A 17,962-nucleotide genomic window follows, 5' to 3' on the forward strand; every position below is an offset into this window, starting at 1 on the left:
ATAATAGATAGAAATGAAATCAATAGTTTGGAAATCGATAAAGATAACGCTGGTATTCTGTGTATTCTTTTCTTTATGTTACATCTTCGTTTTATGGGCTTTCGCCAAAGTCGCAGGACCGGGAAACGGAAATGCCGAAGTTGTGACATTGGATGGGAAAGTTGTCGGAGCTGCGAATGTCGGACAAAAATTTACTAAGGATATTTATTTTTGGGGACGTCCTTCTGCTGCCGATTATACAGCAGATGCGTCTGCCGGAAGTAATAAAGGTCCTACGAATCCCGAATATCTCGAAGAAGTAGAAGTACGTATTGATACTTTTTTGGTGCATCACCCCTATTTAAAACGGAATGAAGTACCTGCAGAAATGGTAACGGCCAGCGGTTCAGGACTTGATCCTCACATAACACCGCAAAGTGCAGAAGTGCAAATAAAACGAGTAGCTAAAGCTCGGGGTATGCAAGAAGATAAGGTCCGTAAAATTGTAGAGGAAAATACCGAAGCTCCATTATTAGGACTTTTCGGAACGGCAAAAGTAAATGTCTTGAAACTGAACGTTGCGTTGGATCAACAAAATAAATAATTAATAATAGAATATATCAAAAATAAGAAAATTGGAAATGAAAAAGTTTATAATTATATTGCTGAGTGTCATATCTCCCGTAGTTCTCAAAGCACAAGAAGAAAATAAAGGAGTAAGTTTTAATGTACAGGGAGATTTAGTAAGTTCTTATATTTGGAGAGGTATGTACCAGTCTGGTGCTGCTGTTCAGCCTACATTAGGTCTTCAAGTGGCCGGTTTTTCTTTGACGGCGTGGGGTAGTGTCGATTTTACAGGACAAGGTCATAAAGAAGCCGATATTACGGCTGCTTATACCATTGCAGGTTTGACTATTTCTGTTGCCGATTTATGGTGGGCAGGTCAGTCTGGCATTTATAATGACCGTGAAAACGGTAAAAATAACTATTTCAATTTTGATAATCACACTACAGATCATATTTTTGAAGCAGGATTATCTTATGCGCTTCCGGTAGAGAAATTTCCATTGAGTATTTCTTGGTACACAATGTTTGCCGGAGGTGACCGTAAGACGATTTCTGATGGTAGCCGTGTCAACGCCTATTCTTCTTATATGGAATTCGGGTATCCTTTTACCGTTAAGGGAGTGCAGTTGAATGCTGCCGTCGGTTGTAGTCCTTGGCGTTCAGAGCAATATAAAAATGATGATTTTGCCGTTACGAATGTGTCATTGAAAGCGACAAAGGAGATTCATTTTAATGAACGTTTTTCCTTGCCGGTTTATACACAGGTAATTTGGAATCCTAATCGTGAAGACGTACATTTCGTTTTCGGGATTACTATACGATGATAAAGTTGTGTTGTTCTATTTAAATATGTTTTGTTTATACCCCTCGGTGATTAGCGACACCGGGGGTATGTATGTTTTATAAAACAGTAAAGATGGATAAGGAGAAAAGTGTCCAGCATTTTTTAGATTTAATAAAGCAATCGAGACGGGGTAAGTTTAAGATATATATCGGTATGATTGCCGGAGTAGGGAAAACTTATCGGATGCTTCAGGAAGCGCACCAATTGTTGGAAAGCGGTGTAGATGTACAGATCGGTTACGTTGAGACTCACGGTCGTACGGATACGGATGCGCAATTGAAAGGACTTCCCGTAATACCGCGCCGGAAAATCTTTTATAAAGGCAAGGAATTGGAAGAGATGGATGTAGAAGCAATTATCCGAATACGTCCTGAAATTGTAATTGTCGATGAATTGGCGCATACTAATGTGGAGGGAAGCCTGAATGAAAAAAGATGGCAAGATGTCCTTCAGCTTCTTGATGAAGGTATCAATGTAATCAGTGCGGTTAATATCCAGCATATAGAGGCGTTGAACGATGAAATTCAGAGAATATCGGGAATAGAGGTAAAAGAGCGTATTCCGGATAGCGTTTTGGAAGAGGCAGATGAAGTCGTAAATATTGATTTGACGGCAGAAGAACTTTTAGCACGTCTGAAAGCAGGGAAAATATACCGTTCGGATAAAGTAGAGTGGGCGTTGTCTCATTTTTTTAATGCCGACAATATTTTGCAATTGAGGGAGTTGGCATTGAAAGAGGTTGCTTTGCGTGTCGCGAAGAAAGTCGAAGATGAAGTCGTAGTAGGTAATGTAGGAGTAAGACATGAAAAAATATTGGTGTGTATTAGTACCAATGAAAAAACACCTCGTAAGCTGATACGGAAAGCTGCACGGTTGGCAATTCATCATAATACGCAGTTTTCGGTTTTATATGTTCAGACACCGAAAGAAAGTGCCGACAGAATTCCGTTGGCGGTGCAGCGGCACTTGTTAAACCATTTTAAATTGGCGACGGAACTTGGGGGAGAAGTAATTCAGTTGCAGAAATCGAATGTGATAGACGGAATTATAGAGACATGTGCAAATAATCATATTACTAAATGTTGTATAGGAAAACCTGAATTATCTTTTTTCTCGGCAATCTTTTCTATTATGAATTATAAAAAATTAGTGGACTTTTTATCAAGTTCCAATATAGATTTAATTATTTTGGCTTAGATTTGGATTTCAAAATCTGAAAGAGTATGAGAATAAAAAATAAACTTACGTTAGGCATTTGCATCCTTTTTGCGATGATTCTTATGTTAGGTACGCTTGCCATAAGTTCGGTATATGATTTAGACCGGAATTCACGGAATATTTATGATGCAAATAATAATTCTCTAAATTATGCCCGCAATATGCTTGTGGCATTGGAAAAGATAGATTCAGATCCTGCCGCTTTAGATGTCTTTATTGAAAACTTTAGGTTGCAGGAGAAAAATATTACGGAAACGGACGAATTGCAAGCAACTCGTATTTTGAAAGATCATTTAGAAGAATATCAAAAACATCCGGATCGTAAATCGATCGTAAAAATGCGTGCCGATTTATATCGTATCATGGAGTTGAATATGGTGTCTATTTCCCATAAGAGCCAGATGGCGGAGGCTGCGGCAGAGAACTCTTTATTATGGATTTCTGTTCTATTTGTTTTCTGCATTCTGGTTTCCATAGGTCTTTTAGTTTATTTCCCTAAATATATCGTTAAGCCGATAAAAGAGTTGATCAAAGGAATTCAAGAAGTTGCTGATCAGAATTATAAAAAACGGCTACCGGCCGGGTTGGGAGTAGAATTCGGAGGTGTTGCAGCTTCTTTTAATAAAATGGCGGAAAGGCTTGAAGAATTTCACGATAGCTCAATATCCGATATTTTGTCGGGGAAGAAATACATCGAGGCGATTGTAAATAGTATCACAGAACCTATTATAGGTTTGAATGAAGAAATGCAAATTGTGTTTGTCAATGAAGAAGCGCTTAATTTATTACATTTAAAAAAAGGCGATTTGTTGTATCGTTCGGCAACAGAAGTTGCGTTGAAAAATGATCTGCTCCGTCGTTTGGTAAAAGAGTTGGTATCTCCGAATGAAAAACAAGAACCTTTGAAAATATATGCAGATAATAAAGAAAGCTATTTTCAGGCAAAATATATCCCGATTCGGATTGTTGAAGCTGGAGAGAATGAACAGAAAAATATAGGAAATATTATCTTGTTGAATAATATTACGGAGTTCAAAGAGCGGGATTCGGCAAAAACAACGCTTATCTCTACTATATCTCATGAATTAAAAACTCCTATTTCGGCAATTTTAATGAGCCTTAAACTGTTAGAAGATAATCGAGTAGGAGAATTGAATGATGAACAGAAACAACTCTCGGAGAGCATAAAAGAAAATAGTAATAGGCTTTTAAGCATTACTGGAGAGTTGTTGAATATGACTCAGGTCGAGACCGGTCGGTTGCAACTGATGCCTAAAATAACGAAACCGATAGAGCTGATCGAGTATGCGATAAAGGCGAATAGAGTGCAGGCCGATAAATTCGGTTGCCAGATAGAAGTCGAATATCCCGAAAAGATCAGCAAGCTATTTGTCGATAGTGAAAAGATTGCTTGGGTGATTACGAATTTGTTAAGTAATGCAATACGCTATACTCCGCAAAATGGACGTATAATTATCGGGGCTAAACAAGAAGGTAATATTGTAGAAATTTATGTACAGGATTTTGGAAAAGGAATAGATCCGCGTTATCATCAAAGCATATTCGACCGTTATTTCCGAGTTCCGGGCACGAAGGTGCAAGGTAGTGGTTTGGGGTTATCTATATCTAAAGATTTTGTCGAAGCCCATAACGGAACATTGACTGTTGAGAGTGAATTAGGAAAAGGTAGTCGGTTTACTCTTCGTTTTAAGGTTTAATAAAGTATTTTGTTTAGAATCTGTCTAAATTTTGTCGAATATTTTAATCGGAAAATTTAGACAGGTTCTTGCTGTATTTGTACCTTGATAAAATTTCTATCGGGGAATGAAAACAATAATAAATAAAATTTTTGATTATAGATAGTATATCTTATTTTATTATTTTAACATCGTAAATCCTATTAACAGAAATTAAACCGGTAAGTTTGCATTCGTATTGGTTCGCCTGCGTTTGTCTGCTCAGGTGATTAAAAGGGAATCAGGTGCAAGTCCTGAACAGTCCCGCTGCTGTAATTCTCGTTGATTCCGGACATTCATGTCACTGGGAAAATCGAAAGGTTCGTTTCGATTATGCTGGGAAGACGTCCGAAAGAGGAGAGATAAGTCAGAAGACCTGCCGTACATTTTCAGAATATCTTATGCTTTCGGGGGTTAAAGCAGAGGTAAGTATAAAATGTGACGTTAACGGGTTACACCGGCTATATACTGTATCTTTCCCTATAACTTTTTGTAAGTATAAGTTATTCAGTGGTTTGAATATTTATATTTTGATTCAAATAATTGTTTAATTTAAAATGCTTATGAAAAGAATTATTACATTCTTGATTGCTTTTGCGTTTTTATGCAAGGTGGGGCCGGTTTGGGGACAAACAACCTCAGTCATGATGCCGTATGGCGATGACTATGACAATCCGAAAACCGTTACGGTAACCGATCCGATAACATTTTATGATAGCGGTGGAAGCTCAAGCAATGCCGAATCGTGGTGTGATTATCCGTCATCAGTGTGTTTTGTGCCGGGAAATGCAGGCGAAGTTATAGAAGTCTCTTTTGAAACAGTAGATGTAAAATCTGCTCAATTTAGAATTTATGACGGTTTTGTCGATGTCGGTTATGATGATTTACCCGATGGAGACAAAGGTGTGATTGCTGCGGGCTCTGTTTTCACGTCGGCCTCTTCCGATGGTAAAATGACTGTTGGCTATTATTGTTCGGGTGCATCGGGAGCTGGCTGGAAAGCAGTCGTGAAAAGCGTATCCCTTAAAGATATGGCAATAAGAGAATGCGTTGCTCTTTCTACTGGTGTTTCTTCCGTTCCCGTAGGTGCGGAATGCCAACCGGTAATGCTCATTAACGTAAAGGCGGAAGGAAGCCTTAATCCGTTAACGGTAAGTGAATTATCTTTTAACTTGAACGGTACGGTTTCTGTCTCGGATTTACAGAATTTAAAAGTTTATTATTCGGGAAATAAATTACAATTTAATGATGCTCATCTTTATGCCTCCGTATCGTCAGGTGATTCCGATATTAAAGTATCCGGATCGCAAGAACTCGTATCCGGAAATAATTATTTTTGGTTGGTAGGAGATGTAACGGCGGCGTCTGTTGTCGGGAATAAAATAGCGGCACAATGTACGTCGATAAAGGTTGCCGGAAACGAGGTGCTTGAGACCCCGATTACCTCTGTAGGAGAAGTTTATATCGGCAATGAATTGAGCATGTCTGCGATGTGGCAGAATTGTTATGTAGGCCAGACATCTTTGAATTTTTATGATGATGGCGGGCCTGACGGAAAAATATCGGAGGGTTTTAAGGGGCAAACGACTTTTATACCTTCGACATCGGGTAGGCGGATTCAAATTGAATTTAAGAAAGTGGCATTATTCAGTACCACGACCAGCGATAAAAGCGATATACTAAAGGTGTATAATGGTAAATCGGTAAAAGAGGCTGACTTAAATATTCAAATTTCCAGTGGAGATATAATTACCGTAACGTCATCTTCAAACGACGGAGCATTGACTGTTGCGCTGACCAGTGTGACAGGAGCTTTGTTCGGAGAAGGTTTTGAAGCTGTAGTTTCTGAGGTAGAACCTCGAGAAATGACCGTGAAATCTATTGTTGCTGCACAATATACCGACGGAACAATTATGGCTGGAGATGTTTTACAACCTATTTTGTCGTTGAATATACAAACAGAGAATGTCCTTCCTATAATAGCGCAGACTTTTAAGTTTACTACATCTGGAACGACCAATCCTGCAGATGTGACAAAAGCATCGGTCTATTATACGGGTAAAAAAGCGGAATTCGGTTCTTCCAATAAAATAGGAGAGGTTATTTTAAACGGTAGTTCTGATTTTGAAATAACCGGTTGTACTCAGGAATTGGGAGAAGGAAACAACTATTTTTGGTTGGCATACGATATAGATCCGAGAGCTGTGGCCGGGAATAAGATCGATGCGGGATGCACCGCTGTTGTCTTGTCGGGTAAGGAAGAAATTATTGCCGATACCGATCCGGAAGGCGACCGTACGATAAAAAATGAATACGTTTCTACGGTAGGAACATTTGAAAAAACGATTTATGGTAGTTGGACTTATACGCATACCCCCAAAAAGTATGGTAGTGGATATGAAGCTGTACAGGGAAATCAAATCGTTACATTTATTCCGTATTCCGAAGGTAAAATTATAGAATTGGAGTATCAGGATTTTGCCGTGAGTGCAAAGTCTGGATATTATGGTGTGGATGCTACTTATATAATTTATAGCGGTAAAGGAACGACCGGAGAAGTATTGTGGGAAGCAAATACCGCAGATAAGCGAAAAAACGGGCCGGAAACTGTTATTCGTTCTAAATCGGAAGACGGAGCTGTTACTGTTCTTTTCAACGCCAATGATTCGTTTTATAATGCAGATGGCTGGCATGCTTTTGTAAGAGAGTATCAATCGAAAGATATGTCGTTCGACGGGATAGATGTCGTGCAGGCAAATTCGGACTTTGTAGCCGGAGGTACTGCCGATCAGGAAATTTTGCGGTTTAAGATAGTGACCGGAGGCGATAAAAACCCGTTGTCTTTAAATAAAATTGCTGTCGATCTGAAAAACAGTCAATCTTGTATAGATAAAGTCTCTGTTTATTATACAGGTAAGAATGATGCATTTGCAACAACAAATAAAATTGGCAGTATCGATGTTGACGGTTCTGTCGGGAATCTGGAGATTCCTGTGTCGTCTGACTTTATTCTGGAAGAAGGAGATACTTATTTTTGGATAACTTACGATGTTAAAGCCGGAGCTACACCATCACAGAAGTTAGATGCAAAATTACTGTCGGTTACCATAAATAATATTTTGCAATCGGTCGAAAACGGAGATCCGGAAGGCGATCGGGAAATAAAGAATGTTTGTCTGTTACCGGTATCGGGACATGAAACAATCAATGTGGGAGATTTTCCTTATGTTTGTTATGATGACGGAGGTGCAGACGGAGAATATAGTGAGACCCAAGAAGGTGCTCTGACATTTGTTCCGAAACCGGGAGATGTAATAAAATTGACGTTCAAACAATTTAAGACTAGCGTTCGTGATTATTTGGAAATATACGATGGTACAGGAGTCGAGGATGAAAACTTATCGGTGAAATATGATGGAGATCTGAATGAAAGTTTACCGGAATCGGTTGTCTCTAAGGCAGAAGACGGTTCTTTGACAATCAGATTTAACAGAACGGGATACATAGTCAATGACGGTTGGGAGATAGAAGTGAGCTCTTATACGCTGAAACCGTTGAGCTGTGGTACAGTGAAGGCGACATCTGTTAATGAAAAAAGTGAACTTTTGGGTGGTTCTCTGAATGAAAAAATGCTTAAGGTTGCCGTTGAAGCTATCGGAGATAGAGGTTCGTTTGTTGTTGATGAACTTTCATTCGGAGTGACGAATTCGGAGAGTTTGATGAATACGAAAGTTTATTTTACCGGTACGAGTGATGTATTCAGTCCTGAAAGTCAGTTCGGCACAGAACAAACAGGCGATACTCCGGTATTTACGGGAGAACAGAGTATTTCAGCACCCGGAACTTATTATTTCTGGCTGACTTGTGATATAAGAAGCGATGCTGCAATCGGAACGGCATTGAGCTTTGTTCAATCCGGTATCAAAGTTAATGGAAATCCGTTTGCAATAGAATCGTCAGAAACTGCAAATCTGAAAATTAAAGATGGATTCCACGGTACGCATACTATCGGAGAAAATGGAGAATATAAAACTATTACTGCTGCAGTCGAAGCAATGAAAGATGGTATAAATGGTGCTGTCGTTTTTGAATTAGAAAACGGAATCTATAATGAGGAAGTGGTAATTCCGGAAATTCCGGGAGCTTCTGCTGCGAATACGATTACATTGAAATCTAAAAGCGGAAATTATAGCGATGTGACGATTACGGCAGAAAACCATTCCGGAGGATATGACGAACAAAACTCGGCTGTAATGACCATATTCGGAGCTGATTATTTGACGGTAGAAGGAATTACTTTTACTAATCCTGATAATACATATTATTATTTGATGGACGTAAAAAATGCAAGTAATTATGTTACTATTCGGAATTGTTATTTTAAAGGAGAGGTCATGACTTCTGAACCTGTTACATCAGATCCTCATAAATTATTGCATACGAATTTTGTAAATCAAGCTGTAGAAAATACTCCGGATACCTATATGACCGTTGAGGGCAACCTTTTTGAAGGAGGTTATATTGCGGTTCAGGCAGGTGGAGCAAATCCGACAGATACGAATAAAGGAACGAAGATTATCGGAAATACGTTCAAGAATCAATGGAGTAAAGCGATTTATCTGAATTATGATGTAGATGGAGTTATAGAGAAAAACGTGATTAGCAGCAACTGTTCATCGAAAAAAGAATATAATGGGATAGATATGAATACTTGTTATAATACGGTTGTGCGGAATAATGTGATATCTGCGACAATGCCCTATATCTGTGGCATAAAGCTGAGACCTGTTGCCGGTTCAGAAGAAAAACACTTCCGCGTATATAATAATGTATTGAATCTGAAATCTTTGACGTCATCGGATAATGCGTATGCGATTTCGATAACCGGAGGCTCTACGACAAATAAAATCAGCTTTGTGGATATTGTGAACAATACGATACGTTTGAGTGGAAATAATGCCGAAAAATGTGCCGGAATATATAATATTTCTAATTTCAGCGAATCGATTACGGTACAGAACAATATTATACAAAACGAAGCCGGCGGTTATGTTTATTGGATAAACAGCAAGCCGCTGAAAGCAACGACGCTCAATAATAATGCACTTTATACTTCCGGAACTGTTTTTGCGAAAAATTATACTACGATCGAAAATTGGTTGACCGGTTCTAAAGAATCTAATAGTATTAATCAAAAAGTGACTTTTCAGTCAGACGAAATACTTGCATTGAAAAATTTGGACGGCCTTAATGCCGGTATTCCGTTAGATTTTGTTGCTACCGATATTGTCGGAAATGTGCGTGATACGGAACATCCGACTATCGGAGCTTATGAATTTGTTGTAGCAGAATTGCCGGCAATGGAATCCGGATATCCGATTTTGTCAGGAGATGTGACTTATAATTCGGCGGTTGTTACTGTCAAAGTAACGGCCAATGCAGAAGTCTATTATTTATTAAAGAATGACGAAAAAGAGCCTTCTGTGGAAGATGTTATTGCTGCTGATAATAAAGTTTCGGTTTCTAAAGGACAGGAAACAGCAATCCCGTTGACCGAATTGAAACAGCATACCGAATATTATGCGTTTTTTGTTTTGAAAGGTTTGGCAGACGGTCAATTATCAGAGGTTATCGCTATGAGTGCCTTTACAACAGCTTATGCACCGACATCTGTGTCCACATTTGAAGATGTAACCGTTACGGAAACCGGATTTGAAGATGGAACGGCTCGATTCAACGGTTTTGTCGTAGAAGAGATTACAGATGGAATAGAAGATAGCCGGAAAGCAGCAAAACTCCAAACAGAAGGAACTGTTACTTTGATAAATACCTCTGATGGATTGATATTGACCGGATTTTATTTGAAGTCGGATGCCGATGTTACAATATCTGCATCGAAAGGTCAACTTGAGATTTCTTCCCGGACTATAGCCTCGACTCAGGATCGGTGGATATATTACAGTTTAAAAGAATGGGGAGAAATAACTTCTATAACTTTGAGTAGCAAGGGTAATGTTTATATAGATAATTTCAGCGGTAAACCGCAAAAATTGGTGGTAATGGCAGATGATAAGACTGTTTCGGAAGGTGAGTCCGTAATTTTGACAGCCGATGTTTCAGGAGGAGTTTCTCCATATACATATAGCTGGAGAAATTCGAAAAATGAAATCCTTTCCACTGAAGAACAGTATTCTTTTGTTCCTCAGGAATGCGGCGACTATACTCTGACTGTGACGGATGCTTGGGATGAAGCTGCGACAATAACGGTTCGGGTAATTGTAACTGGAGAAGCTACTGCCGCAACTTTTGAAAATTTATATCTTGATTCTGAAAGCTATTGGATGGGTGATCCGGAAGAATCTATGAGTTCATTCGTAAGCGGTTCTTATAAATTCTCTAATTATTATGAGCCGGATTATGCAACATGGGCTTATTTCGGTTATTCAAATGTGACTTCAACGGTTTATAATCCGGCGGATTTCCCTTCGAATCAATTTGGGTCGGCAGCCGGTAGCGGGGTACATGAATCTGAAAATTATGCGGTTGCGTATGCTTCAAGCTATTTTGGTCCGACGCAGGTAGAAGTCTTGAATAATCCGGAGGGTGATGTTGTCAAAGGCTGTTATGTAACGAATACAGCTTGGGTGAAATATGTAACGGAACAGGGTACGGGAATGAACTCGAGCGGGAAGGAAGATGCGAATCTGCCGTTTACTATCGGGGATTATTATAAAATAATAGCTACCGGGGATAATGGTAAGACTGTAGAGTTTTATCTGGTAGATTATCGGAATTCGGCAGAAGGAATCGTTGTAGATACTTGGGAGTGGTTTGATTTAACTTCTTTAGGGAAGGTTAAGAAAATCACTTTTACGGTGGACGGCTCTCGAAAAAATGATTGGGGAACGACTATCCCGACATATTTCTGTCTGGACGATTTCAATGGGACGGAAAGTATACCTGAAGGTCTGTCGAATTCGGATACCGATAATTGTAAAGTGTATCTTTCGGGTGATATGTTGAGATTTGAGCAATGTTCAGGATATACATTCAGCATATACAACATTAATGGAACTTTGTCGGATAAATTCAATATAGATGACGATTATCAGACTATTCGGTTAAAGAAAGAAAAAGGTCTTTATATCGTTGTCGGAACGAATGGAAAGAACACGATTACTCGTAAAATACAGTTACGGTAACAAACTCTAATAAAAAATGGCGTATCGAAAATAATCGATACGCCATTTTTTATTTTGTATAAATCGGTCAGTAATCATATACTTCATCTACGGTATAGTTTAGAAAGCGGTTGAGTGGCTGTAAGACTTTAAAATCGGCAGCCGTCTTTTGTATCCAGTTATTGTCCTCGAAAAAACGGTCTTGTTTTTTCCCCATTACGACATAGTCTTTTCTCATTAACAATTCAGGATATTTGAAATCTTTTGGGAATGGTCGGGGAATTGTTTTAAGCATTTCACCATCGAAAACCGGATATACTTTTTTAAACTCCGGGTTTTCCGTTATTTCGATAAATTCATCGCAATGTTCATATACCGCTTCTCGTAATTCTTTCAATAGTTTTGATTCCGGACACCATACACCTCCGCCTAATAGGCAGTTTCCCGGCTCTAAGTGTAAATAATATCCGGCACGTAAACTTTTTTTACCGCCTTTAGAAGCTATATATGCCGAAAAAAATGTTTTATAAGGCGTTTTGTCCGGAGAAAAACGTGTATCTCTATAAATTCGATATACGCAATCTTTTGCCTCTAAACCGGAAATTTCTTCATCGAATACCGAAATGAGACGAATAAGCTCATCTACTCTATTCAAAAATGTAGCTCGTAATTCATTAAACCGATCTTTACGCTCATTAAACCAATCTCTATTGTTGTGTTGACGCAGTTCTGTTAAAAAATCAAGTATATCTTTCATCGCTATTCATATTTTATAGATGCAAACATAGCTAAAATTGACGCTATTTTTATTTTTCGTTACTGAAATTTCTGTAAAAATTAGTAACTTGCCATTCTTTTATTATAATTATGCTAACCCAAACTTTATCAAAGACATGAAAGAGGAAGAAAAGCAACCGGTGGAGTTGCCTGAAAATGCATTCAGAGAATTAGGTGAAGGAGAAGAATACCAGCCGGTTATGTCACCTTCGAAAAATTATCCGGAGGTTACATTATGGTCGGTCTCGTGGGGAATTATAATGGCTATTCTGTTTTCTGCGGCTGCCGCTTATTTAGGTCTTAAAGTCGGTCAAGTGTTCGAGGCGGCTATTCCTATCGCTATTATTGCAGTCGGTTTATCTAATGCTACTCGTCGTAAGAATGCATTAGGAGAAAATGTCATTATACAGTCCATTGGAGCTTGTTCGGGCGTTATTGTTGCCGGAGCGATATTTACGCTTCCTGCACTTTATATTATACCGGGACTTACGGTCGATTTTATGCAGGTATTTTTAAGTTCCCTGTTAGGCGGAATTTTGGGAATTCTGTTTTTGATACCGTTCCGAAAATATTTTGTATCCGAGATGCATGGTAAATATCCTTTTCCTGAAGCGACAGCTACTACACAAGTGCTTATATCCGGAGAAAAGAGCGGTAATCAAGCGAAGCCCTTGATTTTTGCAGGGTTAATCGGAGGTATTTATGATTTCGTCCTTTCTACATTCGGTTGGTGGAGCGAGGTACTTTCTACGCGAGTGTTGCCGTTTGGAGAAACAATTGCCGAAAAGGCGAAAACTGTTTTCAAAATAAATACGGGAGCGGCTGTATTAGGACTCGGTTATATTGTCGGTCTTAAATATTCTCTGATTATTTGTGCCGGATCTATATTTGTCTGGTTTCTTATTGTTCCTTTTATGGGGCTTTTTTGGGGAGATTCGGTCTTGACTATGGGAAACAGTGATATTGCTATTGCCGTAGGACAAATGACTCCCGAACAAATATTCACTACTTACGGACGTCATATCGGTATAGGAGGTATAGCTATGGCGGGAGTTATCGGCATAATACGTTCTTGGGGAATCATAAAAGGAGCTGTCGGTTTAGCATCTAAAGAACTTGGAGGTAAAGCTGAGGCAGTTATGACTTCGGTTAAACGTACGCAGCGAGATATTTCTATGAAATTTATCGCTATTGCTTGCATCGCGACACTGATTCTGATTTTATTATTTTTTTATTTAGGTATTATCCATAATTTTACACAGGCCTTTATTGCCTTTATTGTGGTATCTGTCATTGCTTTTCTGTTCACGACGGTTGCTGCCAATGCAATTGCGATAGTCGGGACAAATCCTGTATCGGGAATGACGTTGATGACATTGATCTTAGCTTCTGTTATTCTTGTAGCTGTTGGCCTTAAAGGTACATCGGGTATGGTTGCCGCCTTAATTATCGGCGGGGTTGTCTGTACGGCTCTTTCTATGGCCGGAGGTTTTATAACCGATTTAAAAATCGGATATTGGTTGGGTTCTACTCCGGCAAAGCAGGAGGGCTGGAAATTTTTAGGAACGTTGGTTTCTGCTGCGACGGTAGGAGGAGTTATATTGATCTTGAACGATACATACGGTTTTACTTCTGAAAACGGTTTGGCTGCTCCTCAGGCAAATGCTATGGCAGCTGTTATCGAACCTCTTATGTCGGGGAAAGGCGCTCCTTGGTTGTTATATGGTATTGGGGCTTTGATTGCCGTAGCATTGACTTTTTGTAAAATTCCGGCTTTGGCTTTTGCTTTAGGAATGTTTATACCTTTGGAACTGAATACCCCTTTGGTTGTCGGAGGGTTGGTAAGCTGGTATGTCAGTACACGTAGTAAAAATGCCGAAGTGAATAAATCCCGGTATGAAAGAGGTACATTGTTGGCATCCGGATTCATTGCCGGTGGAGCATTGATGGGTGTTGTCAGTGCCGGATTGCGTTTCGGAGGATTTGAATACAATTGCGAGATGAATGATACAATAAAACAAGTGCTTGGTTTGGTATTGTACTTGGCTCTGATTGGTTATTTATTGAAAGACAGTATGAAAGCTCATAAAGGTTGATGAGTCAAGCCCTATATATAAGTAAAGCTGCATTATCTGATTATCGGGAATGCGGCTTTATTTTTTCTCGGATGTTATTTATAATTGTTTTAAATGAGCCTTAATTTCTTTCTCTCCGTAATAGATTTGTTGTAATACTTTCCGGATCGGAATACCTGTTTCCCGTGATATTTCTTTAGCACCTTTACCTGCTAAAAAGAGTTTTGTAGGTAGTTGATATTCTTCATTAATTTCCTCGATAATGATATGGAGAGCATCAGTTGATAAATTCCCGTATAAATCGCGGTTGAGTCGTAGTCTTGAACAATTGTCTTGTGTTGATTTTGATAGAACAGAACTGATAATATGTTCTGTAGAAATATATGTTAAATAAGCTAAATAACCAAACATTTCCCGAAACTTTCTGGTTATTACTTCGGAAATATTGTATTTATTCCTCATGCACTTTCTCTTTACAATTATGTAAATAAAAAGAGCCTCCGGTTTTAAAATAAAAAGGACCAATTCTTATTTTTAACATACATGACGAATCATGTAACGGAGGCTCTAATACCTTCTTTACATGACTCATCTATGCTAAATAAAAAAGAATTGGTCTTTGTAAAAGTACAAAATACCCTATAAAATGGCAAATAAAATAAGGATAATTTATCGATTATTTTACAAGGTATTCGGTTGTCTTTTTGAAGAACGGTTTAACAGATTTTTTTATTCGGGAAAGGGTGTGTCAAAATTAAACTTAGATAGGCTTTAAAGAAAATGACCTTTTAATCTGAAATTTACCTCCTTCCGTCAGTAATGAAAAGAGTCCTATCATTACTCAAAAATAAAGTTTGATGGAGCTCTTTCTTATTGGCGAATTATAACTTGTAACTTTTCAGTGAACTCATTTTAGTTTTGATGCACCCTCCTTAGAAGTTACAATAGTTGAAAATGATATTTTATAATCCGTACCTAATAATGATTTATACTGTTTGCAGAAATTGTCATAGGTGCTTTTGGCAATACTTCTTTTATCTTTTTTGTATAAAATGGAACATTTAACCCTTAAGGCTTCTTCATTAAAAATATCATGCAAAAAAATGGTATCTGCAATCAATAATTGAATATCTTCTTTATGTTCAAACTCTTTCTTTTGTAGAAGAGAGTGTAAAAGATCTAATGTTATGTCCGAGTAATCGCTTTTAAAATTATCGATCCAGTCAGCTTGAGTATTAGGTAATAACGGGCCGAAAACGAGTAATTCTAATAATTGGTACAGTGTAGCCTCTTTGGTAAAATCATCGAAAGAGGTATCCTGAATAAATTGTATTGCGGCAACATAATCGCAAAATACTTCGTTTCCGAATGTGATTTTCCAGAAATTATTTTCGAAAACAACCTGTATGTCTCCGACTTTTTCTAATAAAACCCGTAATTTACGAATAGAGACATTGCGGTTATTTCTTGCAGATTTTTCATCTTTATCTTCCCATAAGATACTATCCAGTTTGTTACTGTTAATTCCTTGCTTTGTTTTTACGCTATACAATAATATGATTAATAACAAAGATTTTAGTATTGGAGTAAATTGGTTCGTTATATCTCCTCCCTCTTTATCTTTGACATTAAATCCACCTAATAAGCTGATGCAGCCTTTTGATCTGTCAAATGTCTTTTTGATTTCTTCCTGAGGAGCTGTTTCTTTTTCTTTTATCTCGATAGAGACCGGTTTTTTATCTTTTTTCCGACGAGAGAATTTATATAAACCGTAGCCCGACAAGAAAATCAGAAAGATAATGACACCTGCCCATAGTTTATTTTTCGAAGGGGCTTTTTGAATCGTGTCTTTTAATGCAATTGGCGGAAAATCTATCGAATAAATAGAGATTTCCGGGTCACTATTCCTTATTTCCCTATTAAATATCGTATATAGTTTACTGCTGTCGGGAGAGTAGTACAGATTGCAGAATAAATACCCTGCCGACATATCTCCTATATTGGTTGAGCATCTTTTTATTTCTGGGCGATTTAAAGAAATTCGGACTAAATAACCTTGTGATCTTGAGACATTAATTGCGTAAAAACATGAATCTGTCGGACTATAAATCATATTCCCTCTTAATAGAAGGTCTGTCTCATCTTCGATGTTTGATTTGATTTCCCATATTTTTTTTACTCCTAATGTCGCTAAATCGATAGCATACAAGTCATATAAGTTATGGCTGACTTCTTCTTGGCGTCCGTTTTTGCTCCCTTTACCACCGAAAACGTAGAGAGTATTGTTTACGATTGTCGATACGGCAGAAAATCGAGGAGAAATCTCTTCGATTTGAAGACTGTCCCATCGATGAGTATTCAAATTTACCTTGAACAACGTATTTTTATACAAATAGTATCCATATCCTCCGAACGTAATTAAAGAGGTATCTTTAGGGGATATAGCCACAGTATGATGTATATAGGCCGGATCCATACCGTTCGTAAAAGTACCGCTCCAAGAATTATTCTCCGGCGAGAATACCGAAATTGATTTCTGGTCGAGGCTGTAAGATATAAGCCTGTGATTGTATGGGTCGTAAGTTATTTGGTTATTTTTTTCGCTGGCTAATTTCCCTTTGATATTATTTATCGAATATGACTTTTGTGTAATAGGATTAAATATAGTCAGCTGATTGCTTCCATTGATGATATAAAATAAATTTTTATCGGGATTATATGCGATTTGAGGACTTCCTTTAATTTTTTGTTTGTATAATTGATCCCAAGACGAATGATTATCAATAAGCCATATTGGATTTTCTGTAATTGCAGGGCATTGTTTTATGAGGTCATAACAAATACTGTCTGCATGTTGCTTTAGTTCCCAATGATATATTTCGTTTTCTTTATTGTCCGATATTCGCACATTCTTAATGTTGATAGGAGCGACGTCTCCAACTTGAAAGTTTTTGATTCCGGAAGTTCCGAAATGGATAGTCACATTCTTGCATCCTGAAAAATCAAAAGATCGAGTGCTTTGAATCGATCCGAACGAAAAAGCGATTTTATTATCTTTCGGCATTAATTTGACGCTTACCGGTATCCATTTATCGTATGTCAGATCTTGTGTAATCGGATGTTGACTTTCGTTGAGTATCCATGCCGGATAACGATCGTTTTTCTTGTTGGCAAGATATACGAGATCTATATTTTTTTGTGTATTTGTAATGATTCTCACGACATATCCCCATACAATTTCTTTTCGCAGCATGAGGTCGAATGATATGGTTCTTCCGTTTTCTATTTTTATAGGCTTTCCTCCATTCAGTGCCAACCGTGTGCGTATCGTTCCCGGTTGTTGGTGTGATCTGAAAAATAGTCCGCCGTTTATGTCAGAAGAATAAACAGAAATGTTGCATAATAAGCAAAATATGATAAAAAGTTTTTTCATGATGGTAATGTGTGTGTTATATCTTGATATTGTATATCCATCCTGTTTTGGCATTACAAAAGTAATAAAAAAATGAAAGGAGAACATTTATTCTGCTATTTTTTGAAAAAGAGATATTTCTAAATATAATTATTTTGAAAGTATATGTATAG

General features: G+C 37.9%; 9 protein-coding genes and 1 riboswitch. Of the genes, 6 read left to right on the forward strand and 3 right to left on the reverse strand.

The genetic code is table 11. The features are described from left to right. Positions 1-13 precede the first annotated feature (13 nt). The 5 genes from Q0093_RS08160 to Q0093_RS08180 all read left to right on the forward strand — a co-directional run bounded on the left by Q0093_RS08160 (position 14) and on the right by Q0093_RS08180 (position 11,546). Entirely contained in the window at positions 14-583 is a 570-nt protein-coding gene (locus Q0093_RS08160; protein WP_009319443.1) for a K(+)-transporting ATPase subunit C, read from the forward strand. A 37-nt stretch (positions 584-620) separates the two neighbouring features. Next, a complete protein-coding gene (locus Q0093_RS08165; protein WP_009319442.1) occupies positions 621-1,370 on the forward strand; it encodes a TorF family putative porin in 750 nt (249 codons plus the stop codon). 92 nt (positions 1,371-1,462) lie between these two features. Continuing rightward, a complete protein-coding gene (locus Q0093_RS08170) occupies positions 1,463-2,587 on the forward strand; it encodes a sensor protein KdpD (RefSeq protein ID WP_294179577.1) in 1,125 nt (374 codons plus the stop codon). 26 nt (positions 2,588-2,613) lie between these two features. Then, complete coding sequence (locus Q0093_RS08175; RefSeq protein WP_294179575.1) at positions 2,614-4,326, forward strand: ATP-binding protein; 1,713 nt, start codon at positions 2,614-2,616, stop codon at positions 4,324-4,326. Positions 4,327-4,527: 201 nt separating this feature from the next. Continuing rightward, positions 4,528-4,743: riboswitch (cobalamin riboswitch) on the forward strand. Positions 4,744-4,907: 164 nt separating this feature from the next. Beyond that, on the forward strand, positions 4,908-11,546 hold the full coding sequence (locus tag Q0093_RS08180; RefSeq protein WP_297929593.1) for a DUF4465 domain-containing protein: 6,639 nt from the start codon (positions 4,908-4,910) through the stop codon (positions 11,544-11,546). A gap of 67 nt (positions 11,547-11,613) precedes the next feature. On the opposite strand, the gene Q0093_RS08185 is transcribed toward Q0093_RS08180, so the two are convergent. Continuing rightward, positions 11,614-12,282: a DUF2461 domain-containing protein gene (locus Q0093_RS08185; protein ID WP_297304788.1), complete on the reverse strand. Its 669-nt coding sequence runs from the start codon at positions 12,280-12,282 to the stop codon at positions 11,614-11,616. A gap of 136 nt (positions 12,283-12,418) precedes the next feature. On the opposite strand from Q0093_RS08185, the gene Q0093_RS08190 reads away from it, so the two are divergent. Next, on the forward strand, positions 12,419-14,398 hold the full coding sequence (locus Q0093_RS08190; protein ID WP_294179570.1) for an OPT family oligopeptide transporter: 1,980 nt from the start codon (positions 12,419-12,421) through the stop codon (positions 14,396-14,398). Positions 14,399-14,476: 78 nt separating this feature from the next. On the opposite strand, the gene Q0093_RS08195 is transcribed toward Q0093_RS08190, so the two are convergent. Beyond that, positions 14,477-14,788 carry a hypothetical protein gene (locus Q0093_RS08195; protein WP_294179568.1) on the reverse strand — a complete coding sequence of 104 codons (312 nt, stop codon included), beginning with the start codon at positions 14,786-14,788 and terminating at the stop codon, positions 14,477-14,479. Positions 14,789-15,284: 496 nt separating this feature from the next. Next, a complete protein-coding gene (locus tag Q0093_RS08200) occupies positions 15,285-17,810 on the reverse strand; it encodes a kelch repeat-containing protein (RefSeq protein WP_294179565.1) in 2,526 nt (841 codons plus the stop codon). Positions 17,811-17,962 lie beyond the last annotated feature (152 nt).

Origin of the sequence: uncultured Coprobacter sp. (genome assembly GCF_947855755.1) — a bacterium.
Lineage (GTDB): Bacteria > Bacteroidota > Bacteroidia > Bacteroidales > Coprobacteraceae > Coprobacter.